We start from the raw sequence: 22927 nt of genomic DNA, 5'->3' as shown, positions 1-22927 counted from the left end.
ATATTTGTTACAAAATCACTTTCATCTCAGAAAGTAGAATTGCATTTTATAAGTGGCACCTATCTTTGCGAACAATCGTTCGCAAAGATAGGTGCCACTACAATTATTGGTGAGATTTCACTTCCAAACGCTTAAGTTAAATATATACATCAATAATAAAACTTGCTTTTTAGCGAATCGGTTAGTTCTTGTATATGTATGCGGTTGGTTTCGGACATTAAGTCTTCTATTTATTAAAATTCTAAAACACAATTTAATGATTATAAATACATTATTTTATTAAAAAATAAAATAAGTCTAGAAATTGATAAACGACAATTACCAAATATATAGCTGTAATTAAAATAAATGAGTCAAAAAGGATTGAAATATTTATATTGTGTTGAAAATTAGTTAAACCTAAATTGATAGATACATATAAAAGAGAAACAATTGCAACTATCGATGAAGATATAACGGCACGCCTGTTCAAGCCTACTAATTCACCAAATTTACCTGCACTTTTTATCCTATCTAATTTTGGAGTTTGTGTTTGCAATAATAAAGCTAAAACCGCCAATAAGAAACCAAAACTTATAGAAGAAACATCTATAGCTTTATCGGCTAATTTTTCCATATCAATACATTTACTAAACTGAAATTTGTAGTTTAGCGCGCCTATTAATAAAGAGAGTATAATTGCTAAATATTTTTCCTTAAATTTTTCAAAGGTCATTTTCGGTTATCGTTTTTAAATCTCTTTGTATCCGGTCATAAGCTAATTGTATTTCTTGTTTTCTAGCTGTAGGTCGTAAATCATCCATGTTTTTGTTTTCTGTATAGCTTATAAACTCAATCATTTTATCTTTAATTAAATCAATTTCTGTTAAGGTCTCTTGATCTTCTTCATATCCCTTTATAGAAAATTCTTTTATGTTATCCCTTAATAAGCCATAATTATCAGAAACCCATTCTAACATCTTATTGATTTTTCCAGTATGTAAAGATTTACCCTTTCTAGATGTTATTTTATAAACTACATCAACCAATTCAGCCCCGAGCTCATCACCAGGCTTTGCAATTTCTTTAAGTGCCTTTTGACTGTCTTTTACTTTTTTAACAACCTCACCTGGATCTGCAAATTGGATATGAATAGATTTTTGGCCTCCCATAGTAAGTAATTTTGATAGTGCATCAACAGTCATTACAATATGAAACCGAATATCAAATTTAATTATTTCTTCTTCTCTTACTAAATCATATATAAAAGTATCAAATTGTCCCATATAAACCCCATCCTTTGTCACCTCATAAAGGAAGAAATTATCTTTTTTTGAATATAAAAAAACGTTACCATAACATAATCCTTCCGTACCTCCCAATCCCAAAGGAGACATTACACCAGTTGCAACATTATTTTTTGGTGGTGTTGCAGTCATTTTTGTAGATTTCACTAAGCCGACAATAAAATCTCCTTTATCTTCCACATACGCAAATTCGATATGTTTACTACCTGTTTTGATTACTTTATCGGTTAATATCTTATTTAATAAAAGATCTTCAAACATTAGCTCACTTTCATCAGCGGTTTTTATCTTGACCTTAAAGACTTCAATTTTTTTCTTACTCATATTTGATTGCGTTAATTATTAAATTTCTAGACTCTTTCAGTTATTTAATTACTTTTTGTTTATGCAAATTCCTTTTCCATTTCAATTTTCGTCATTTTAGCTAGAATTAATTCTTTTAGCTCTATCATTTTTGAATTTTCAATTTGTAAAACTTCTTGAAAATCGAAAATTGGATTTATAAGTTTATTAACCTTATCAATAATATCTCCCAATGGTATGACTATATTATAATCGATCATCAATGCTGCATTAGCTTGTGGTTGTGCTGAACCACCTGCTACGCTTAATATATAATCTCTATAAGCTTGACTAACTACCGAAAGACCAACATATCTAAATAGTTTCTTATTTTTAATTTTTAAGCGTACCAAATATGATGCGAAAACAGCTGGAGGACTTAATTTATTTATCTGTTTAGCAAAACCTACTGTTGCTCCTGTGCGCGCAACAACAATATCTCCTGCTTCTAACGCATACTTATCAAACTCTTTATTAGTAATTTCACAATTAGGAACACTATTCCAATCTATATTATCATTAGAAATATCGGTGATTCTTAAAAACTTAGGCCCATCAATTAAATAATCCGCACTTGCGGTATATCCATATTGAGAAACCACAACCTTGCTTAATTTAGCATCAGACCAACCTTTCGGTATCTTCCTCAAGTTGCTCTCCACCATTACCCCACCATTACTTTTATAAGGCAAACCAATTTCATTAGGAAATTCAAAATCTACAAACCACTGTTTATAAATAGTTTGTGCTGTTTTTTCTAATTTGGTGATGATTTTATTATTGAGTTTAATTCGGTTTTGAATAATATTATATTCTCTTACAATTTCTATTTGCTTTTCTGGCGATGGGATTGGGAGTTTTAAATCACAAAATAGCTTCCAAGGCAATCCACCTCTAACATCTGCGTCGGTATGAAACCATGCATTCCGATCAAACTCTTTTCTTGAAAACCACATCATCAAATATTCTGGCATTAGAAATGATGGGTCAATAATCTCGAACACATCATAAGCGGGTGATACCATAAACGGCTCATTCCTTTTTGACAATGCAATTGGTATTCTATAATCTCGTCCTACGTGCATTCTATTACAACCAAATTGGTTTTTGTTAACCACTCTATAGGTTGCCATATCGGTACCAATAACATTTGCAACTGAGGGCATAAAAAATTTGTCAATATTTATCCCAAGCAACAAAGTTGCTCTTAAGTCCGTATTCTTGACTTTAACTTCTCGAATGTAATCTCCTAATCGCTTATAATTCGATTGCATAGCCCAGTTCGTTAAAAACGTTTAATAAGTCTTTTTTAGATTGCTCTTCAGCCTCCAACAAGCTTTTAAATTCCGTTTGCAAGCTCTTCATCTTTTCATCGAAATCAGTATTTTCATCTCGGTTCACAAATTCAATATATTTGCTGGGCACAAGAGAGTAGTCTTTTGCAACAACTTCTTCTTTATTTGCTGAGTAACAAAATTCGGGAACGTTTTTATGGGTACTTAAATCACTTTGCCAGTTATGATAGGCTCGTGTAATTTCCAGTATATTTTCAGCAGAGAATTGGATATACTTTTTCTCAAAAGGAATTCCTCTTTCACGCAAATCCAAGAATAATATTTCATTTGTACGATCACGGTAGTGTTTGATATCATCATTCACCGCCAAAACTCTTTCTTTCTTATTCTTATTCAAAATCCATAGCGTAACACTAATTCCAGTGGTATAGAACATATTTTGTGGTAAAATCACAATCGCTTCTACCAAATCATTTTCAATCAATTTTCTGCGTATTTTATATTCTTCTCCGCCTCCACTTAATGCACCATTAGCCAAGATAAAACCTGCTATTCCATTTTCAGAAAGTTTACTTACCATGTTTAAAATCCAAGCATAATTGGCATTACTTGTTGGTGGCACTTCATAACCTTGCCAACGCGGGTCGTCTACCAATTCATTGCTTGCTCGCCAATCTTTTTGATTAAAAGGTGGGTTAGCCATGATATAATCAGCTTTTAAGTCTGGGTGTTGGTCACGCCCAAAAGTATCCGCGGGCACATCACCTAAATTAGCCGCTATGCCCCTAATGGCTAAGTTCATTTTAGCTAGTTTATAAGTCGTTGCAGTATATTCTTGTCCGTAAATAGAAACTTCCTTTTTATCGCCGTGATGGTTTTCAATAAATTTGATAGACTGTACAAACATACCACCAGAGCCACAAGCAGGGTCATAAATCACCCCTTTGTAAGGTTCAATCATTTCGGCAATCAAGTTTACAATACTTTTTGGCGTATAGAATTCGCCCTTACCTTTCCCTTCGGCTAACGCAAATTTACTCAGGAAGTACTCGTATACCCGTCCTACAATATCTTGCTGTTTATCTTTTATGGTGTCAATATTGTTAATAGTGTCAAGCAAAGCAGAAAGCTTACTTACATCCATATTTAAACGAGAAAAATAATTATCTGGCAAAGCACCTTTCAGCGCAGGGTTATTCTTTTCAACTGTATGCAGTGCAGTGTCAATAATTAGAGCAATGTCATTCTGCTTAGAGTTTTTGATTATGGTGGTCCACCGAGATTCTTCAGGTAAAAAGAAGATGTTTTTCATATTGTAAAATTCTTTCATCTCCAAGTATTTCGTTTTTCCCTCCTCAATCAATTCTCTTCTACGATCTTCAAATTTGTCGCTTGCAAACTTTAAAAAGATTAGTCCTAGTACAACATGCTTATATTCTGATGATTCTACCGTTCCACGAAGTTTATTTGCAGATTCCCAAAGGATTTCTTCTATAGATTTATTCTCTTTAGCCATTTATCTTATTCTCTTATTTAGTGTTCTAAATTAGAAAATAATTATCGCTAAAACTTAAATCTTAAAATTTTGAACATTAAACTTAAACTAAATGCAAAACCTAACCTTCGAACAGCTCCCAGCAGCAGTCGCCCTCTTATTAGAAAAAATCGAAAAAATTGAAAAATTACTTTCTGGTATGGAAGATAAAGACCACTCTGAATATTTAGATATTTCTAAAGCGGCAATATATCTAAACCTTGCTAAAGCCACCGTCTATTCAAAAGTATGCCGAAGAGAAATACCTGCCTATAAAAATGGCAGTAGGCTATATTTTAAGAGAGATGAGTTGGAAAAATGGATGACCAAAATACCAATCCTCACCAACACAGAAATCGCTGCCCAAGCTGATCTGTACATTCAAAAAAGAGCAGCAAGAAGACGATTTTAAATGCCGGGGTCCAATTCTGAGACAAAACTTTCTATAAATGAGCACCTGTTTTAAACTAAAAACGCCTATTTGATATCATTAAGGCACTTTTTACTTTCCCAATTAGAAAACAAAACACATTGATTATCAGATGGTTAACAGATCATTTCCCGATACATAAAGTGGAGCTAACTCACTGACAGTCAATCCCAAAATAAAAGGACCAATCTAGAGACATAAAGAAATACATCTAAAACGCTGACAATCAGATAATTATACTTAATTTTCCCAACTACGTGTTTTAAAATGTTAAAGAACTGATAATGAGATTATTAAAAGAAACCTTTTCTATCAAAATTCCCATATCGCCTTAACAAATATACGCATTTGCCGTTTAAACCCACAAATAAAAAACATTTTTTCTTTCCAATTACTAGGCTTTTCTCAGCGCCGTTTCTATTAAACCCTGCTGTACAAATTGTATTAGGTCGCGTTACATGAAATCAAATCTCCTTGGCAATTGATTATAACCTTTTTAAGGACAGAAAATAAACTATATCTTCGAAGGATGTAATTAGGCGCTCGAAACCATTTAAAAATGCTCAAAAAACTTTCTTTTCTAGTTGCGATAACCGCTTTGGTATGGCTAAATCCGGTTTCGGCCCAAAATACACCCTATACCATCATAGCCAACCCTGGAGAAAATGCTTCAAGCGAGATCAGGCTCAACTGGCATACAAACCTTGATGACGGTGATCCATACATTCTATTTACGGAGAGAGTGGATAAAAACTGGAAGAAAGCGATCAGGACCCGAGCAGACCAGGAGCTGTGCACCGTCTTCGATAGCATCTATTCAAAAAAACCGAATGGTGAAAATTTCTACGAAGATGTCCGCTTCATGCGTAATACCATCGCATTGAAAGGACTAAAAGAGGGTACAGAGTATAAATACAGGCTTTCTTCAGAGAAAAATGCTCCCGGCCACTCCTATTCATACAAAGACAGCGAAGTCCATTATTTCAGAACTGCTCCAAAATCAGGAAAATGGGATATGGGCATTATTTCCGATATGCATGTTTACGCTCCACTGCCAAACAGGCAAAAGGTTGCCATGGAGATGGTGCAGCAACTTGAAAAACACAACAAGAAGCCTTTTGATATGATGCTCCATGTTGGAGATATGTCTGCATGGGGTGGTAGTTATTCGTTTTGGCCCACATTGTACGCAGATACCTACTTTCAGTAAATACGTTTGGGCGGGAGTCAATGGAAACCATGATAATATGACCCGGTTAAATGCACAAAACAATAAATTCTTTCGCAGCGTAAACAACAATCCGATCAATGGTTACGCAGGAGAAATCGGAGTATCCTATCATTTTATTTATGGCAATGCACTATTCGTGATGCTCAACAACGAGGCGATGAAAAGCGATGGGGAGCTGGCAAAGGCACAGGACTGGACAAGGGAAGTGATCAAAAGCAATCCTGCAAGATACGTCATTGTCATGGAGCATTACCAATGGTTTATGGGAGAAGACGGCAAGAGTTCGCAATACAACCGGTGGAAAGCATTGTTTGACGAATGTGGCGTCGACCTTGCCATCAGTGGAAATAACCATATCTACGTCCGGACTGGCGCCCTATATGCGGATCAGGAAACGGACGGGTCAAAAGGAACCGTGTATATACAGACACCTTCGTCGGATAACGAAAGAGGGCGAGCACTTGAAGAACAGCGCTACAACAAGGACCTGATCAAGTTCCGCTGGTCTGAGGGTAGCAAAACCGTTGGGGCCATGGTCATGAAAGCCAACAAAAAACGCTTGACGCTGACGCTTTACGACCGGAACGGCAACGCGGTCGATCAGGTATCGGTTAAATCAAAAAAAATTAGGTCAGGCAGTCTCTAGGTTCATCTGCGTTCGGTCTAGGTTGTCCATCGCCTTTAAGGTTTTGGCGAGCTCGCGTCTCGCAGGACGTTCGGTCATTTTGCCCAGCATGGGCATATTGATGATTTTTATGGGGGCTGATAGCCCCCTGTCATTAGCCAGAAAGACTTTCCAAGATATCTTTTGCTGAATTATAGGCGCTTTGACTGATATGGCGTTGCCAGGCTCCCATTGATGGTGACCAACGGAAACCAGCCTGCTTCAAGACGGAGATGACCATCTGTGACGGCTTTCCATCAAATATAATTTGCAACCTTCCTGCTTCCCTGTTTTCAAAAAGCCTTGCCCCATTGATGACCCTGTCTATGGCAGGTCTTAGTTTCTGTGATTTGAGCATGTCAATGCGCTTTTTTATCCTCCTGCGCTCGGCTGAATTATTGGAGAACTTAAAATGTTCATAGCCAACCGAGCCATACCGTCCGCTGGTGAGTTCATCCCAAATTTCAACGCTTGCCATCGGAAGGGCCAAAAACCCCTCTTTGTTTCTTTTTTTGATGAATACATTGGCTTTTTTCATAAATTCCGCACTTTCCTCCAATCTTTTCAATTTGGCCTTTAGCTTTTCAAGTGCGTCGGGATCGTCCGAAGAAATGGCATCGTTTGACCTGATGCTTTCGGCTTTGCGCTCGTAGTACGCTGCCTTTTCCATTGCTTCAATAGATTTTCTTCTCATACTGTCGATCTTACCCCTGTACTTGCGGTCTGATTTTTCGCTATGGTGGCCGACCAAAATCGGTTGTCCCATTGGAATGACATCCGCCATTCTGTTCGCCTTTTGCCAAAGCCTGTCGCTTTTACCTGCGTTTTTGGCGGCTCTGTTCTCTGCATTTTCTACGCGCTTTTGCCTGCGCTGTTCAAAATCGTGTTTCATAACAATTAGCTTTTGATGTAGTAGTTTTTAGGTTGGTTTTCTATGATGACCTCTGCCCCATACTTCGCCCTTATCTCGTCAAGTGATTTTTTACCGCCCTTGCTCACTTTATACTCGCCCGTGCGGAAATACCAGGCAAGTTTTTTGGAAGCAAAGAAATAACCAGCATTCTTCAAGGTTTCCTTGTGTCCCCTGGTTTCTCCTGTTACCCAGATCCAGTAGCCAACAAGTTCAATGGTGATCCCATCTAGGTGGATAATCTTTTCAAGTGCTTCCCTGTAGGCTTCCGACTGCAGGATTTCCCTTTCTACTTCTTCGGCAGACAGGTTTTCCCCTTTGATTACCTTGGCCGAGGCAAATGCATATTCTTTGTTGATTTCCTGCATCGTTCGGGTATCTCCGCCCAGATCGGGGTGGTGTTCCTTTGCTAGCCTCTTATATGCGCCCTTGACCTGGTCAAGGGTTGTGCATCCTGCGAACCATTTCATTGCTACTTTTTAAAATGGCAAATTATCCTCAACACTTGGTACATCGTCAAACGAGGTTGACGGTGTGATGGCCGAATCCTGTGCCACCGCCTGTTCCATCGGTACGTTTTCACGCTCTTTAGGCTCGGTTTTTTCTGTTTTTGGAGTCTTATCTACATTGGATTGCCCTCCACTTCCGAACAGTTTGATTTCCGAAACATGGAACGTTAACGACGCCCTAGCCTCTCCCGTCTTATTGAGATAGGCATTCACCCCAACCCTGCCATAGATCTGGATAAGGCTTCCTTTGGTGAGGTATTCGGCAATCCCCTCATTCCTCCAATACGAACATTCAAAGAACGTTGCAATCTCCCTGCGCTCGTTTCCGCTACGGTAACTATCGTTTACCGCTAAAGAAAACTCTACCACCTTTTTTGTCCCCCTGGACAGTCTTTACGACCGCATTTGCGGTCAATCTTCCTACAATTTCCATAATTGCTGTTTTTAGATAAAAAATTAAACTGCTGTTTTCGTCTTTCAGCCCCATCCCCACAATTTTTCCGGAGAAAAGGGGTAAAAAGACAGCAGATTAGGGCCGTGACCTTATAAGCGCCACGGAGAACTAGAATTTACGGGACGGAACCGCGGAGCGGTAAATTCGCCGTTCGCAGTCAGTGGAGGTCACGAGCCTTGCGTCCTTTTTACCCCCGTTCGATCGGAAAATTCCCTATAATGACCTATCGACCAGAGATGCGTTTAACGATCTCCATCACCGCGAGAATGGTAGAGGCCTTTGCCTCACCGATCCCATTGAACCTGCAGAGCGAAGAGATGCTCCGTCCGAAAAAACCGGCAAAACCGCCAAATGCCTTCAACATCCGCCCGGAAAGTGCCACCGCATCCTCGCCGGGCGTACCAGAACCGATCAGTATCGCCAGAAGTTCTCTGTCCTCCAGCGATCCCGCTCCATGGGCCATCAGTTTCTCCCTCGGCTTGATCTCTGGGTCCCAGCTTGGGATGCCACGTTCGCGGATGGCCTTGTTATCCTTATGGGTCTGATAAATGGTCTTTCCGTCTTCCGACAGATGCGCAGAGTGGTGGAAGAGCGAGGACATCGCCGATATCAGGAACTCAAAATCCTGCTCGAATATGATCACGAAAGTACGCTTATAGCTTCCGTCCTCCAGCTGGTCGCTCCTGGATATCTGTATAAATTTGCTGTCCCTTGAAGTCCTCTTGAAATCAAGGAAATAATGTCTTTTCCCGGTAGAGGAAAAGCTTTCGGTCATCAGTACATTGCCCATCATAACAAATAAGTTTTGGTGAACAGCAAAGGTGGAAAGGGTACAAAAAAATAGTCGGTTGTAAAACCGTTTAACCGTTTCAAACGTTTAGATACCGGATATGTAACTGAAAATCAGATAAAAGCCATGCCAACGGTAAAATACGAAACCCAGCACAGATGCGGACACTGCGACAAAGAACTCTTTGGACGCAGCGATAAGAAATACTGCAATGACACGTGCCGCAACAAGGCCAACAGCTTTAGGCGCAAAAGAATAAAATGGGACGAGCCTAAGCACGTCTACCAGATCTCCAGGGACCTGCTCAGAAACCGCAGGATCATGGCCGATACCCATGCATGGGAGGGCGACCCGAAATTCCTTACCCGTGGGCAGATGCTCGACAAGGGCTTCAACTTCGATTTCTACACCAATATCCTGGAGACCAAAAAAGGAAGGTACTACTACTGTTATGAATACGGATACAAGGAACTCGAAAACGGAAAGATCATGATCGTGATGACCGAGAAATATTTCGAGATGACCATAAGAGTGAAAGACTACGATAGGGAATAGAAAAAGAAAGCGGGAAAGACCAAAGGCCCTTCCCGCTCATCTAGATTAACGCTCTCGAAATATAAACGCACGGAACATCGATCCATCCGACGTAAAAAAATATCAGACCTACCTATCTCCAGCCAAGGCCGGGCGCAACATGTTCCAAAATCGCAGAAAGCACATGGAGGTTATAATCGACACCCAAAGTGTTCGGTATGGTCAGCAGAACTATATCCGCTTCCCGTATCGCCTCGTCCTCAGAAAGTTCCTTTATCAGCTGATCGGGTTCAGCCGCGTAGCCCCTGCCGAATACAGCCCTTTGGGTAGGCTCGATGTAGCCAAAGTTGTCCGACCCCTTCCCCTGCTGCCCAAAATACATCCTGTCCTGGTCGTTCATCAGCGCAAAGATCGAACGGCTGACCGACACCCTTGGCTCGCGAGAATGCCCAGCTTTCTTCCATGCTTCCTTGTATAACCTGATCTGCTCGGCCTGTTGGATATGGAATGGCTTCCCATTTTCATCGAACTTTAACGTTGAACTCTGCAGGTACATCCCGTTCTCAGCAGCCCATACTGCCGTTGCATTGGATGCAGCTCCCCACCAGATGCGATCGCGAAGGCCTTCAGAATACGGCTCTAGTCGCAAAAGCCCAGGGGGATTGGGAAACATTGGATTCGGATTTGGTTCGGCAAAACCCTCACCTTCCAATCTTTCCAGAAACTCCAAGGCCTTTTGCCTTCCCATATCGGCATCATTCCGGCCTTCCTCAGGCGCATAACCAAAATGGCGCCATCCCTCGATCACCTGCTCGGGCGAACCGCGACTGATACCCAGCTGCAACCTGCCGCCAGAGATCAGGTCTGCCGCTCCCGCATCCTCTACCATGTACAAAGGGTTCTCATAGCGCATATCGATCACGCCCGTTCCGATCTCTATTTTGCTCGTCTTGGCCCCGATTGCAGAAAGCAATGGGAAGGGCGAGGCGAGTTGCCTTGCAAAATGGTGCACCCTAAAATAGGCACCATCCAGCCCGATCTCTTCGGCGGCCACGGCAAGGTCAATGGACTGCAACAACGTATCGCCGGCAGTACGGGCCTGATATGAGGGGTGGTCGGACCAGTGTCCGAACGATAAAAATCCTATTTTCTTCATTCTTTTACGATTTAACCCAAAGTTAGCCATCTAAAAGCATGGCAAAGGTCACCACCAGGTCAAAACCCCAGATCTGCCAACCCAGTGTTATCCCGGCAAAAACCAATTAGCGATAAAAAAAACAGTATCTTCACTTCCTCCAAGAACCGCGGCACCTGCCGGCATGCATTCTTTTTTTGGGATTACCGATAAAGAGAACACTATGGAAACCATCATCGTTCAGGATACCGACAAAAATATACTTGAAGTACTGACCCTAGCACTCGAACTTGAAAACTTTACCGTTTATCCCCTCCAGGATTGTGAGGCGAACTTCCTGGAACTGATCGATAAGGCACGTCCGCACGTTGTCATGCTGGATTTCCGGATCGACGGAAAAAAATGCATGGAGATACTGCAGACCATCAAGAAAAAATACCCGACCCTGCCGGTTATCGCCATGAGCTGCAACAACAACATCAATACCGTTGCCCTTGCCAAGGGCTTCGATGGCTACATTGAAAAACCCTTCGATTTTGACCTGCTCTACCGCATCTTAAGGAAACATATAAGCAAGCTAGCCGTCCAATATAGACACGAAAAAGCGGACTGATATTTGGTTAAAACCAGTAAAATCGACAAAAACTTCCAAGTCAACAGTTCAGGCGACACCTTTATATTCAAGACAGATGAGGTTGCATGGTTAAAGCAGGACAGCCATAAGGTGACTCTATGGGCTTTGATGACCAAATTAAAAATATTACCATCAATTAAACCTCAATGGGCAGCTATCTGCACACTATTCCGAAAGAGGCAAACTAAAGTAAAAAGTTGAGCCCCTACCTATTTCACTCTCGACCCAAACCTCTCCATTATGCCGTTGAATAGTTTCAGCTGACAGATATGGACCAAGACCTGAAATGGTTTGAGAATGTGCAGTTTCTATTCTGTAATATCGGTAAAATCACTTTTTCTGATCTTCCGGCTTTATCCCCGCCCCTCATCTTTTATACTTATCTGTGCTTTACCATCCGGGAATTTTTCCTGGCCTCTTTCATTTCCATAAAACAGGCGATGCTCATGCCAGGCACACAAAACCGTTTTTTCTGGAAAGGTCCTTTATGTTATGAAATACCATACCTAAGGATATCGGCCGGCCGCACTTAACACTGATGGTCTAAACCCTCTGTCCAATCTGCTTGGGCCACGTCCCGACTTTACTGCACCCGGTCATATGTCTTCATAGCCTCTTTGGCCATCTCCCCAAGCTCGACCTCAACAGCCTCGCTGTCCAGATCACCACAACCCACGGCAAACAGAATCAGCTGCTCCGCCTTTATCGCCAGGGCATCAGCGAAGGCTTCGGTCCTTATCGATCCCATTGGCCAAGACCTCCGGCCGGGACGGAATTGGGGTCTACAGTTTTGTATATATCTCGCATATATCTGGATCAAGCTTTCATATCTCATATTCATACCAAATCTAATCTTATTCCACCAGAATCTCACCCCCCGTAGTGAAGCTGGCACGACAGACTATGCATTGAAACCCTTAAACACTCCTGAACAAGGAACCAACACCTTACCTCAACAAGAACGTAGCCGAAATTTTACCACAATTGAACCAAATGGAGAGCAACAGGCCCAAATCGAAGACAACCGTTCTTTATAGCGGTCAATGAAATATTGTCCGGATAATCCTGCTGTCGTTTTTCCCTGACAGGGAAATCACCAAATTTTCTTTGACAAACCCTTTTTCAACCAAAGGTCATCCTTATCGGATTCAAATTTAGCGGCACGGTCCAATACCGATAACTATACTAGCACCAAGCAGGAAAAGGCGGTTACCGACCTGCAGGTCCAACCGACAGAGACCGAGGGCTCCGCCAAATGAAGGAGACCATCTAAAACCTGCTTTATTATACCTACCTTAGGAGCCTAAGGCAACTTGCAGCATTGGGGAAAGAAAGAGATATGGAAGAACTGGAAAAACTACTGGCCCAGTGCCGTGAGCAGCACATCGTAGACCTGTTAAAACTGGAAGAGCTGACCGACTTTGTCGAGAACGCTTCCATCCCGCTGCACTGGGTGAATGCAGAGGGGATCATCACCTGGGCCAACCAAGCGGAACTCGATGCCCTGGGCTATAGAAAAGAAGACTATATCGGAAAGCCGATCGCAAATTTCCACGCCGACCAGGAGGTCATCACCGACATCCTGACCAGGCTCACCAACAACGATACGCTAAAGAACTATCCGGCAAGGCTGCTGGCCAGTGACGGCTCGATCCGCCACGTACTGATCAGTTCCAACGTGCTGCAGAAAAACGGCAAGTTCATCCATACCCGCTGCTTTACCAAGGACGTGACCACGATCGTACTAAAGGAACAGGCTCAGGCGATGCTCGCGGCCATCATCCAGAGCACCGATGATGCCATCATCTCCAAGACCTTGGAAGGGACCATTACCAGCTGGAACCCCTCGGCCCAGCGGATATTCGGTTACAGCGAAACCGAAATGCTCGGCAGGCCTATCACAACACTCTTCCCAGCGGACCGCCAGGACGAGGAACTGGATATCCTGGCCAAACTAAGAAAAGGAGAACGTGTCGAACACTTTGAGACCAAAAGGATGAGAAAGGACGGCTCACTGGTCGATGTATCACTCACCATCTCTCCCATCAGGGACCACGGCGGCAACATCATCGGCCTGTCCAAGATCGCGCGGGACATTACCCTAAAAAAACAGGAAGAACAGCGCAAGAACGACTTTGTGGCCATGGTAAGCCACGAGCTCAAGACCCCACTAACCTCCATCAGTGCTTATGTACAGATCCTGCTTGCAAAGGCCAAGCAGCAGGATAATGCCTTTAACATCAACGCACTGACCAAGACCAATTCACAGACCCAGAAGATGATCTCGATCATCAGGGACTTTTTGACCCTTGCCCGCATGGAAGAGGGAAGAGTCGTTAATCCAAAAGACGGAATTCCCGCTTCACCGGCTGATCGAGGAAGTGACAGAGGATGCCCAGTTCCTGACCAAGACCCACCAGATAAAGATATTCAACTGCGAGCAGGTCATCATCGAGGCCGACCGTGACAAGCTCGGACAGGTAATGACGAACCTGCTTTCCAATGCCATCAAATATTCACCAAAGGGTGGGCAGATCGTTATCGGCTGCCAGAAACAGGACGGTAGGCTGAAGATATCCGTCAGTGACCAGGGAATCGGCATCGCCGGGCAGGACCATAAAAAACTCTTCGAGCGTTTTTACCGGGTATCCAACGACAGCTCAAGGTCGGCCTCCGGATTTGGAATCGGGCTCTACCTTTCCGCTGAGTACCTGCGCCTGCACGATAGCCAGTTCCACCTCCTTAGCGAACTGGGCAAAGGATCGACCTTCTATTTCTACCTCGATGAAAAATCAGTATTGTCCCAATAAAGAGCGGACCCGCGACAAGGGAGATCGGGACAGCACGCTTGCTGGGCAGGGCATCGCCCTCGGGCCCACCCTTCCTTTAAAGATATCCGCTAATTTGTCCTATGAAAATACCAGATAATTGCCTACATGGCATTTAATACCTTTTGTCCCAAAATATCCAGGATCCTGAATTGCATTTCCCATGGTATTCCATGAAACCTTAAACAGATAAGATCCCTTTTGGACGCCCTGATGGGAGTCCTGGCTGGAACTGTTTATCGCGAACAGGTAACAAGATCCCACTGGTCCCAGAATGATAGTTTCGGATAGTTAGCAATGTTCATGTTTTATCCATCAGGATCCTATATGCCCATTTTATCTTCATTACGTACCAATCCTTCCACCAATAACTTCCATTGCGGGTAAGAAAGTCCGACCTTGGCACCATATCCCACAGCAATATTCCTGATACTATCGAAAAAGCCTGGTTCACTGGAGTTCGGTTCTTCATTCCTTCCATGCATCTCTGCAGTTACCGTATAACCGGATAGCCTTGCTATAAAACTTGAGCTTGCACTTTTATCAAAAAAGTGTGCCACCCCATCTAAGGGTCTTTCTGGGTTGTTCGTTGGTCTTACCATAAAGCCAAAATACTGCCCTTTTGCATCTGAACCTGATTCTATTATCTCGATCTCTACCCAGTCGTATCCATTTCCAACACCTGAGCCAGGACCAGGGATATCGATCTTTATAAGGTCACCTACCTCAAACCTACCCCGACCGGTCCCATCACGATTAAGCAGTTCAAAAGTCGTTGCCTCCGTACCACAAAGCTTGGCCCAGTTGTCCACATTGGATAATCGCTTCTTTACATATTCAAAAAATGCTGCCGCCCCTTCCCTTGTCCCAAAAGAAGTTTGCGCGGTCACATCCAGCTTACTGCCTTTGACCTGTGATGGGATAAGTTGCTTTTTCATGTTTGGATTTTGGCTATATAACATACTTATTGGGCTTTTGTTAACAATGCCACGATATATCAAACATAAAAGTCTTTCAGGTGTTTGGTTTTTACAATAACTAAGAAGATCATGGCAAAAAAAACATTTACACCTAAACAGGCCCAACTACCAGGTAATGCAAAAACGGAAAGTTTAAAGGCTAGTACCTCCGATGCTTCGGGCCAGGACATGACAACTGATCATGGGGTAAAAATAAATGACGACCAAAACTCGCTGAAATCTGGCGATCGTGATCAAACCCTTCTCGAAGATTTCATACTTCGTGAAAAGATCACCCATTTTGACCATGAGCGTATACCAGAACGTATTGTGCATGCAAGAGGGTCCGGAGCGCATGGGGTATTCAAGTTGTACAAAGCTATTCCAGAACTGACAAAAGCCCAGTTTTTGAACGATACCGGGATAGAGACACCGGTTTTCGTCCGTTTTTCAACTGTAGCAGGTTCCCGGGGTTCCACAGACCTTGCACGTGATGTTCGTGGTTTTGCCGTCAAATTCTATACCCAGGCCGGTAATTTCGACCTTGTTGGAAACAACATGCCTGTCTTTTTTATACAGGACGCGCTGAAATTTCCGGACCTGGTGCATGCCGTAAAGCCAGAACCGGATAATGAGATGCCCCAAGCTGCATCTGCCCACGACACGTTTTGGGATTTCATCTCATTGATGCCTGAATCTGCCCATATGGTCATGTGGTTGATGAGCGACAGGGCAATCCCAAGAAGCTATCGGATGATGGAAGGCTTTGGGGTACATACCTTTCGTTTCATCAATGAGAAAGGGGAATCCAATTTTGTGAAATTTCATTGGAAACCGCTATTGGGTGTCCATGCTGTAGCATGGGACGAAGCCCAGAATATATCGGGAAAGGACCCCGATTTCCATCGCAGGGACTTATGGGAGGCGATCCAAAGCGGGGATTTTCCAGAATGGGAATTTGGCATCCAGGTGGTTTCTGAGGCAGATGAACATAGATTTGGCTTTGATCTACTTGACCCTACCAAACTTATCCCCGAGGAACTGGTACCTGTGCAACGGATCGGTAAACTAACCCTGAACCGAAATCCTGATAATTTCTTTGCTGAAACCGAGCAGGTAGCATTCCATGTTGGCCATATTGTTCCGGGGATTGATTTCTCCAATGACCCATTGATGCAGGGAAGGCTATTTTCCTACACCGATACACAGTTGCTGCGATTAGGGGGACCAAACTTTCATGAGATCCTATCAACCGTCCCATAGTTCCGGTCCATAACAACCAACGTGATGGCCTTATGCGCCAGACCATAAACACCGGAAAGGCCAATTATCACCCAAATAGTTTGGGGAACAATGACCCGGAACAGGTCAAGGAGAAAGATGGCGGATTTACAAGCTATGGAGAACGTATCGACGCCAAAAAGGTTAGGTCAAGAAGCAAAAGTTTCTTTGACCATTTTTCACAGGCCAGACTGTTCTTCAACAGCCAGTCACAACCAGAAAAGGACCACATGATCAATGCGTTGAGCTTTGAACTGGGGAAGGTCAAAACTGTCGCCGTACGGGAACGTATGTTAGGGATATTGAGCCAGATTGATCAAACGCTAGTAAAAAAGGTGGCAGCCAAACTTGGTATCGATGCACCGAACACGGCAGCCCAGCCCATCAACCATAGCATACCCGCCGATGGAAATCCAAAGGATTTTCAGCCCATTAGGGTCGAAGGTGAGATCAGATCCTCTTCAGCCCTAAGCATGGAAGGCACGGTCAAAGACAATATCCGTACCAGAAAGGTCGCATTTTTGGTAGCAGATGGCGTAGATGAGGGTAGTCTGAATGCGATGAAAAAGGCACTAACCGATAAAGGTGCCAACTTAGCGCTCATTGGCATCGCACATGGGAAATTCAATACAGACAAAGGTAATGCGTTGAACGCGGATGAAAGCCTACTGACAAGTAGCTCGGTTTTTTATGATGCCGTATTTGTTCCTGGTGGCCAAAAGAGTATTTCAGCATTACTGGAAGAGCCCGATGCCATCCATTTCTTAAACGAGGCCTATAAGCACTGCAAGGCAATCTGTTTTGCCAATGAGGCCAGCAAAATAATTGATAAAACTTATTTCGGTTCGTTGGTCAAAGGCGAAAAGGATCCAGGCATCATCATTGGCGATAAAAAACCTGATATCACGTTATTTATCAACGCCATTGCCAACCATCGTGTCTGGGAAAGAGAGAAGGTCCGAAAGGTACCTGCTTAAACATTGATATGGACCATTAGAAAAGCCCCAGGACATAGGGGCTTTTCTAATGGTCCTATATCTGTAAAAGGTTAAGCGCTTCCTCATTTCCCTGTTGCAGGGCATGGTCAATTGCCCTAAGTCCGCGGGCATCACAGATATCGGTATCCGCTCCGGCCAGTACCAATAATTTCACAATGTCGTTTCTGCCGAACATCGTAGCGAACATCAGTGCCGTACCGTTATTACCATGAACCTGGTCCAATAAAGCACCGTTTTCGATCAATAGCTGTGCAATATCCGCATAACCTTTAAACGCAGCCCCCATCAAAGCGGTATTGCCACCCAGGTCACTGGCGTTAGGTCGGCCCCTGCAGACAGCAATAACCTGGCCGCTTCAATCTGACCGTTGTAACAAGCGATGATGAGCGGTGTATGACCTTTGGGATCGTGCACATTCAGATCTGCATCCCGTCCTATCAACTCCTTTAGGACATCCGTATTCCCGATCCGTGAGGCATGTATTAATAATTCTGGTTCTAATTCCATTGATAGCTATATTGATTAAATCTGGTTAGGCAATCTTCTATCTGAAGACCGGGTTTATCCGCTTACACCCTATAACAAAATAGGGTTGTTTTTGTTTTGCCTTTACCCTGCCCCAATAGATAGGGAATGATCGGATACATCACAAATGCGTAAGGATATTGACCAGCTTGCCGAAAGGGTCTCGGGACCTGAAACAGGGAAACCATTGGGCCGAACAGTTTTAAGAACAGACCGCTCTGAGCGGACAATGGGCCAAAGGCGAAGACCGGTCATAGCTGCTCAATGCCGTTTTAGAACGTATCGATACGTGAAGGCCACATTTCTATCGGCCATATCCCAACCACTGACCTCTTTTTCGACCAGCTCCGGATACCGCTTACCGATATCCCTCAAGGAATTTCCTACGGACATCCTAAGGTACCCACTTTCACTCGACTTGTTGGTGCTGATGAGCGCTATGGCCGCCTGGGGATTGTCCCTGAAATATGGACGGCCCGTCCATATCCTCAGTCCCTCGGTAACCGCCCTGCACACGTTGGGGTTGGATCTGCCAACCATTCCCTTATCTCGGGCAGCGACTGCCCATAACCCCTGTCCCTGCAGAACTGGTCAAAGGCCTTTGCGATGACCTCCTGTACCTGCCAGCTGATGTCTGTACGCGCCTGCTCTTTAAGCAGGTGAAGTACGCTGGCGTCACTTGCCGCGATCAGCCCGAGCATGAACACCCCGCAGCAGCGGACCTGGTAGGCCCCACTGGTCAACAACTCCAGGGCAATGTCCCTTGAACCCTCCAAGGAATCCGGGTCCAGCAATGCCCTGGCCTCCTTTTCAAAAGGCTTAAACCCATGTGTTGTCTTTGACAGTCTTAAAATAAGTGTTTCAGGTATCATATCTTCTATGATGGAGTAATGCCATCAGGACAAATATCCGGAAATGGAACCGGCAAAAAAATGATGCTGGTAACACCAAAAGATAAACTATGTCATCAATGGCAGTGCTGACGACAACAGATAACAACAAAAAAGGCCCGACCAAAAACCGGCCGGGCCTTTTCATTTCCCAAAAAGAGTTGATCGTCTACGGTTATTTTGCGTTCTTTTTTTCAGTTACCTCCGTACGGATAGCCTGCGCCAGGTTCTTCAGGTCCTGCATCGCTTTTCTGACGCGCGTTCCCGCTGCAGCATTGCCATTCTCATAGAACTTTTTTGCATCGGCCTCAACAGCTGCCACAAGCTCCTTTACTTTTCCGAAATTTTCCATTGGATTAAGATTTAATAGGTTAATATTTGATCTGGGTAGCTAAATTAACAAAAACCGCAAATCCCACAAACCACGACAATGAACAGGCAGGTCCACTATACCGACATACCAGCTTCCTGCTCCCTTTCCTTTTTCTGGTCTTTTTCCCTTCCCACGCCAACTTCGGCAAGCTGTTCTGCTTTCATGTGGTCCTCGCGTTTGATCGACTTTCCCTCAAGTGAATACAGATTGACCTGCTTGAACTCGGGGACGGCTTCCACCAGGATCTTCGATGCCTTTCCGTCCATGTCCACGTTCACCACGGCGCGGTCGCCATTGCGCAAGGTATCCTCCAGGGCCTGTTTCCATTCGGGGTTTGCCAGTTCCTTGAAATCGAACCTCTCCAGCACGGCGGAAAGGTCGAAACCATAGCCCTCGGTGAAGTTCTTCTGGTGGAAGTTCCCTCCCCTGTCCTTGGGCGCATCAAAATCAAGTTTCACCCATGCGCTGTATTCCTGCTTTTTGATGTCCAGGATATCCTCCCTATATACCGAACGGCCCGAGAGCATGTTCAACGCCTGGGAAAGGGTGAACCCGTTCCCTTTTTCCAAGTAGAACGTCTGGCCAGGCGACGGGTTCTTCAGCGCCTTGTAGAAGTCCTTTTCCACCGTAAGCACCTTTCCGTCTGCCATGGTCGCAAGTTCCCTGGAATCCTCCAGCGACCTGCCCGCATAGAGCTGGGCCGCCCCGCGGATGTCCTTCGATGCTTCGAGCCTCATGTTGAACTCCTTTGCCGCAAGCGAGGGCATCTCGAACTCGCGCAGGACCGGTTCGTCCCCCTGGCGCTGGGAGGCCACAAAATATCTTTCGCCCGGTGCAAGCGGAGGCTGTTTTTCCAGCACCACGTCAAACTTGTTGAAATAATAGTATTCCGAGGTCCTGGACTGGTTGAAGTGGAGCGCCATTTCAACGCGGCCCCGCTCTGTCTGTATCTCATCATACAATATGAACCTGGGCTCATTGGCGGCCATCCTGGCCTCCATCTGCCCGATCAGCTGTTCGCTGAAGCCAAGTTTCACCATTTCCCCTTTCAGGTTCTCTAAATTCTTTGCATCCATAATAAATTGGTTTATGGGAACCTCCAGCGGCCGGTCGCCCGGCAACCGGAGCGCTCCCTGTTCATTGATCTTGTTAAGCACTTCTCTACATGCAGGCCTGCTCCCAGCTATTCAGGCATCAGGCCCCGAGCCCCCTTTCCTGCTCTTTCACCTTGTCGGTGCTGCGCTCCATCCCGACCTCTTGCAGCCCGGCCTCCATCTGCGCCCCATAGGCCCTCTTCTGTTCCATCAGCCCGCGCATCTCCAGCTTTTCCCCAAGTTCGTTGCGGATGGTAAGCTCCCTTGGACCGGGATCGGCCTCAATAAGCAATTTCCTGTTAAAGGGAGCCCCAGCGATAAAAGATACCTGGTTTCCCTTTCGCAGTTCATCTACCAGCCGCCCATCAAAAAGTCCCGGCATCCCGAACTGCACCGAAAGGTCCTTCAGCAGCCCGGCCGCATCAAAACCATAGTCCGGATAGAAGTTCCGCAGGTACTGGTCCTTCCCGGTGGAGAGCTGCAGCCACTTGTCGCAGCTTCCGCCCGTCCCGTCGGCCTGCGGCACGCAGACGGCCCTTCCCTGTAGCAGGTTGACCACCATCGGCACATCGAGCGGATCGGCAAGAGAGAAATGCTGGTAACTGGTGATCCCATGGCTACCGGTCACCGAGGCAAGGACCGAACAGGGCCGGTAACGGCCCTGCACATCCATTACAAGTTCCAGCGATAGGCCCAGGCGCTGCTCGGCGTCGAGCTGTCCGGTCATCGGTATCCTCACTACATTGTGCTCATAGTCCAGCACGTTTTCCAGACGGTCCGCCACTACCCCAAATCCCCTTTCCACCATGAACCTTCTCAGCTCGGCCAGGTTCTCCTGTTTGGTCATCCTAAACTCCTTTATCATTTTCGGCCTTGTAATAAACTCCGCCCTGAGCCGCTCCAGCAGGCGGACCACCGGATTGGGATAGAGTACTCTCTCCATCCGCTGCACCACGCCTTCCAAAAGGGCGATGTACGCCTTTTCAGATGGTCTTGCATCGATGGAGATCCTTGCCAGTCCCCTGCGGAGCATGGCATGCTGCTGCCCCAGCAGCTCCCTTTGGGTAGACCCGTTGGCCTGGGCGAACGCCAAGAGCGCTGCCTCCATCTCCTTCCAGTTGGCGGCCAGCAGCTCCGCCCTGTTCACCTCCATTTCCAGCTAATGCCTGTTGTTTCTCAGCAGCACCTTCTCCCCGGCCTTCAGCTTCACCCTGACCACCTTCACCTTCCTGGAAAAAAGCGACTTGGCCGCATCGATCCCTGCACCTGCCACCTGTCCCCCAATCCCGTCCAGTCCATAGACCGAGATCCTCCGACCGCATCTGCCGCACCCGCTGATGCCGCATCACCCAGCACCGCATCCGGAGCGGCAAGCCCTGCCATCCCGTCAAGGGAATACATCGTGAGCTCGACGGGAACAATGGCATTGCCCAACCGGATGTTCCTGATGTCCAACAGCAGCCGCTGGTTGACCAGCCTGCAGAGCCCGAACACAAAATGCCCCTTTGGGACGACGACGTTCTCCAGTACCACCGAATCCAGCAGGCGCAGACGGATGGTCGAGCCCTGCACCACCTTTCCCCCATCGGCGATCTTGCCGGTACCGCCAAAAACCCTTTTTCAACAGCACCGCCGGCCTTGACCTCCACCTTCTGCTTCGCTCTGGACGGGTCCTGGATGTCCATGATCTTTTCCAGCATGGCATCCATCTGCTCCATCTCGGGGTCTGCAGCCTTATCGGCCTTCATCGACCTCATCAGCATCTCCAGCCGGTCGATGTCATCTTTCATTCCGCCGTCGCCCTGTTTTGGCACTGGAGCCGAAGCGGTGCTTTTGCCAGGCCCAGCGGAAAGGCCAGGCGAGTTCATCTCCCTGTCCAGTTGCGCCAGCTTCGCATTGATCTTATTGTCCTGTCGTCCTCTGCCGCGCCACCAAAACCGATCTTCCCGGCCAGTGCCGAAATCCCCTTGGCCCCGGAGGTATCCTTTTCGCCTCTGGCATAGAAGCCCATCTTGTCGGCAGGGTCGGCGCCCTTGAAGTTGGCCTCCGGCAGAGCCGTATTGATCCCCTTTGATGCGGCCACGGCCTGCAAAGTCCCCCTTCCGCCACCTGCCGCATAGAATGCCAGCGCCAGAAAAGGCATGGCCAGCAGGGGCAGTACCAACAGCACTTTCCTCTTGTCCCTTGTTCTTGTTTCCATAAAACCTGATTGAATTGTTAAACCTTGAATT

Annotated in this window: 27 protein-coding genes and 3 pseudogenes; 9 read left to right on the top strand and 21 right to left on the bottom strand. The window is 45.4% G+C overall.

The window, feature by feature from the left end:
• Window positions 1-271 precede the first annotated feature (271 nt).
• From ACFJIZ_RS03545 to ACFJIZ_RS03530, 4 genes are read right to left on the bottom strand one after another with little or no spacing between them, the layout of a single operon-like run.
• Complete coding sequence (locus tag ACFJIZ_RS03545) at window positions 272-715, bottom strand: hypothetical protein (protein WP_379090707.1); 444 nt, start codon at window positions 713-715, stop codon at window positions 272-274.
• Window positions 705-1610: a hypothetical protein gene (locus tag ACFJIZ_RS03540; protein WP_379090705.1), complete on the bottom strand. Its 906-nt coding sequence runs from the start codon at window positions 1608-1610 to the stop codon at window positions 705-707. Before ACFJIZ_RS03540 ends, ACFJIZ_RS03545 begins: the two co-directional genes overlap by 11 nt.
• A gap of 59 nt (window positions 1611-1669) precedes the next feature.
• Window positions 1670-2902, bottom strand: coding sequence for a hypothetical protein (locus ACFJIZ_RS03535; RefSeq protein WP_379090703.1), 1233 nt, complete (start codon window positions 2900-2902; stop codon window positions 1670-1672).
• Entirely contained in the window at window positions 2886-4439 is a 1554-nt protein-coding gene (locus ACFJIZ_RS03530; protein WP_379090701.1) for an N-6 DNA methylase, read from the bottom strand. The genes ACFJIZ_RS03535 and ACFJIZ_RS03530 overlap by 17 nt, the downstream gene beginning before the upstream one ends.
• Window positions 4440-4530: 91 nt before the next feature.
• On the opposite strand from ACFJIZ_RS03530, the gene ACFJIZ_RS03525 reads away from it, so the two are divergent.
• The 3 genes from ACFJIZ_RS03525 (at window position 4531) to ACFJIZ_RS03515 (ending at window position 6764) form a co-directional block, all read left to right on the top strand.
• Window positions 4531-4869 carry a helix-turn-helix domain-containing protein gene (locus tag ACFJIZ_RS03525; protein WP_379090699.1) on the top strand — a complete coding sequence of 113 codons (339 nt, stop codon included), beginning with the start codon at window positions 4531-4533 and terminating at the stop codon, window positions 4867-4869.
• A gap of 577 nt (window positions 4870-5446) precedes the next feature.
• On the top strand, window positions 5447-6097 hold the full coding sequence (locus ACFJIZ_RS03520; protein ID WP_379090697.1) for a fibronectin type III domain-containing protein: 651 nt from the start codon (window positions 5447-5449) through the stop codon (window positions 6095-6097).
• Entirely contained in the window at window positions 6021-6764 is a 744-nt protein-coding gene (locus tag ACFJIZ_RS03515; RefSeq protein WP_379090695.1) for a metallophosphoesterase family protein, read from the top strand. Before ACFJIZ_RS03520 ends, ACFJIZ_RS03515 begins: the two co-directional genes overlap by 77 nt.
• Before the next feature lie 133 nt (window positions 6765-6897).
• On the opposite strand, the gene ACFJIZ_RS03510 is transcribed toward ACFJIZ_RS03515, so the two are convergent.
• From ACFJIZ_RS03510 to ACFJIZ_RS03495, 4 genes are all read right to left on the bottom strand, one after another.
• Complete coding sequence (locus ACFJIZ_RS03510; protein WP_379090693.1) at window positions 6898-7674, bottom strand: DUF3560 domain-containing protein; 777 nt, start codon at window positions 7672-7674, stop codon at window positions 6898-6900.
• Between the two features lie 5 nt (window positions 7675-7679).
• Window positions 7680-8060 (bottom strand): J domain-containing protein, encoded by a 381-nt coding sequence (locus ACFJIZ_RS03505; protein ID WP_379090691.1) that lies wholly within the window; start codon window positions 8058-8060, stop codon window positions 7680-7682.
• A 111-nt stretch (window positions 8061-8171) separates the two neighbouring features.
• Window positions 8172-8570 (bottom strand): single-stranded DNA-binding protein, encoded by a 399-nt coding sequence (locus ACFJIZ_RS03500; RefSeq protein WP_379090689.1) that lies wholly within the window; start codon window positions 8568-8570, stop codon window positions 8172-8174.
• A gap of 308 nt (window positions 8571-8878) precedes the next feature.
• A complete protein-coding gene (locus tag ACFJIZ_RS03495) occupies window positions 8879-9448 on the bottom strand; it encodes a UPF0758 domain-containing protein (protein ID WP_379090687.1) in 570 nt (189 codons plus the stop codon).
• A 123-nt stretch (window positions 9449-9571) separates the two neighbouring features.
• Here ACFJIZ_RS03495 and ACFJIZ_RS03490 point away from each other — a divergent pair, with 123 nt between their 5' ends.
• Complete coding sequence (locus tag ACFJIZ_RS03490) at window positions 9572-10000, top strand: hypothetical protein (RefSeq protein ID WP_379090685.1); 429 nt, start codon at window positions 9572-9574, stop codon at window positions 9998-10000.
• A gap of 112 nt (window positions 10001-10112) precedes the next feature.
• On the opposite strand, the gene ACFJIZ_RS03485 is transcribed toward ACFJIZ_RS03490, so the two are convergent.
• The gene (locus ACFJIZ_RS03485) at window positions 10113-11135 is read right to left on the bottom strand and encodes an LLM class flavin-dependent oxidoreductase (protein ID WP_379090683.1); all 1023 of its coding nucleotides are present in this window, start codon (window positions 11133-11135) and stop codon (window positions 10113-10115) included.
• 202 nt (window positions 11136-11337) lie between these two features.
• Between ACFJIZ_RS03485 and ACFJIZ_RS03480 the strand changes: the two genes are divergently transcribed.
• A complete protein-coding gene (locus ACFJIZ_RS03480) occupies window positions 11338-11727 on the top strand; it encodes a response regulator (RefSeq protein ID WP_379090682.1) in 390 nt (129 codons plus the stop codon).
• 186 nt (window positions 11728-11913) lie between these two features.
• Here ACFJIZ_RS03480 and ACFJIZ_RS03475 read toward each other — a convergent pair.
• Window positions 11914-12063, bottom strand: a pseudogene (locus tag ACFJIZ_RS03475) (ATP-binding protein); the annotation flags it as partial.
• A 268-nt stretch (window positions 12064-12331) separates the two neighbouring features.
• Window positions 12332-12496, bottom strand: coding sequence for a hypothetical protein (locus ACFJIZ_RS03470; protein WP_379090680.1), 165 nt, complete (start codon window positions 12494-12496; stop codon window positions 12332-12334).
• Between the two features lie 160 nt (window positions 12497-12656).
• Between ACFJIZ_RS03470 and ACFJIZ_RS03465 the strand changes: the two genes are divergently transcribed.
• The 3 genes from ACFJIZ_RS03465 (at window position 12657) to ACFJIZ_RS03455 (ending at window position 14558) form a co-directional block, all read left to right on the top strand.
• Entirely contained in the window at window positions 12657-12785 is a 129-nt protein-coding gene (locus ACFJIZ_RS03465) for a hypothetical protein (RefSeq protein ID WP_379090678.1), read from the top strand.
• Window positions 12786-13087: 302 nt separating this feature from the next.
• On the top strand, window positions 13088-14215 hold the full coding sequence (locus ACFJIZ_RS03460; RefSeq protein ID WP_379090676.1) for a PAS domain S-box protein: 1128 nt from the start codon (window positions 13088-13090) through the stop codon (window positions 14213-14215).
• Window positions 14130-14558, top strand: coding sequence for a sensor histidine kinase (locus ACFJIZ_RS03455; RefSeq protein ID WP_379090674.1), 429 nt, complete (start codon window positions 14130-14132; stop codon window positions 14556-14558). The genes ACFJIZ_RS03460 and ACFJIZ_RS03455 overlap by 86 nt, the downstream gene beginning before the upstream one ends.
• Before the next feature lie 341 nt (window positions 14559-14899).
• Here ACFJIZ_RS03455 and ACFJIZ_RS03450 read toward each other — a convergent pair whose 3' ends face one another.
• Entirely contained in the window at window positions 14900-15538 is a 639-nt protein-coding gene (locus tag ACFJIZ_RS03450) for a hypothetical protein (RefSeq protein WP_379090672.1), read from the bottom strand.
• Window positions 15539-15625: 87 nt separating this feature from the next.
• On the opposite strand from ACFJIZ_RS03450, the pseudogene ACFJIZ_RS03445 reads away from it, so the two are divergent.
• Window positions 15626-17793, top strand: a pseudogene (locus ACFJIZ_RS03445) (catalase).
• 55 nt (window positions 17794-17848) lie between these two features.
• On the opposite strand, the gene ACFJIZ_RS03440 reads toward ACFJIZ_RS03445, so the two are convergent.
• From ACFJIZ_RS03440 to ACFJIZ_RS03400, 9 genes and pseudogenes are all read right to left on the bottom strand, one after another.
• Window positions 17849-18100 (bottom strand): ankyrin repeat domain-containing protein, encoded by a 252-nt coding sequence (locus tag ACFJIZ_RS03440; RefSeq protein WP_379090670.1) that lies wholly within the window; start codon window positions 18098-18100, stop codon window positions 17849-17851.
• Window positions 18100-18255 (bottom strand): ankyrin repeat domain-containing protein, encoded by a 156-nt coding sequence (locus ACFJIZ_RS03435; protein WP_379093876.1) that lies wholly within the window; start codon window positions 18253-18255, stop codon window positions 18100-18102. The genes ACFJIZ_RS03440 and ACFJIZ_RS03435 overlap by 1 nt, the downstream gene beginning before the upstream one ends.
• Window positions 18256-18321 (bottom strand): annotated as a pseudogene (locus ACFJIZ_RS03430) (hypothetical protein); the annotation flags it as partial.
• Between the two features lie 506 nt (window positions 18322-18827).
• Window positions 18828-19211: a hypothetical protein gene (locus ACFJIZ_RS03425; RefSeq protein ID WP_379090668.1), complete on the bottom strand. Its 384-nt coding sequence runs from the start codon at window positions 19209-19211 to the stop codon at window positions 18828-18830.
• A gap of 193 nt (window positions 19212-19404) precedes the next feature.
• Window positions 19405-19581 (bottom strand): histone H1, encoded by a 177-nt coding sequence (locus ACFJIZ_RS03420; protein WP_379090666.1) that lies wholly within the window; start codon window positions 19579-19581, stop codon window positions 19405-19407.
• A 95-nt stretch (window positions 19582-19676) separates the two neighbouring features.
• Window positions 19677-20678, bottom strand: coding sequence for a hypothetical protein (locus tag ACFJIZ_RS03415; RefSeq protein ID WP_379090664.1), 1002 nt, complete (start codon window positions 20676-20678; stop codon window positions 19677-19679).
• A gap of 118 nt (window positions 20679-20796) precedes the next feature.
• Window positions 20797-21849 (bottom strand): hypothetical protein, encoded by a 1053-nt coding sequence (locus ACFJIZ_RS03410; protein WP_379090662.1) that lies wholly within the window; start codon window positions 21847-21849, stop codon window positions 20797-20799.
• Between the two features lie 68 nt (window positions 21850-21917).
• Window positions 21918-22268: a conjugative transposon protein TraM gene (gene traM, locus ACFJIZ_RS03405; RefSeq protein ID WP_379093874.1), complete on the bottom strand. Its 351-nt coding sequence runs from the start codon at window positions 22266-22268 to the stop codon at window positions 21918-21920.
• Window positions 22269-22560: 292 nt separating this feature from the next.
• Window positions 22561-22896 (bottom strand): hypothetical protein, encoded by a 336-nt coding sequence (locus ACFJIZ_RS03400; RefSeq protein WP_379090660.1) that lies wholly within the window; start codon window positions 22894-22896, stop codon window positions 22561-22563.
• Between the last annotated feature and the right edge of the window lie 31 nt (window positions 22897-22927).

The organism is Pedobacter sp. UC225_65 (assembly GCF_042698365.1).
Classification (GTDB): Bacteria; Bacteroidota; Bacteroidia; order Sphingobacteriales; family Sphingobacteriaceae; genus Pedobacter.
Note: the sequence above shows the minus strand (reverse complement) of the source record. Positions and strands in the feature narration are given on the sequence as shown.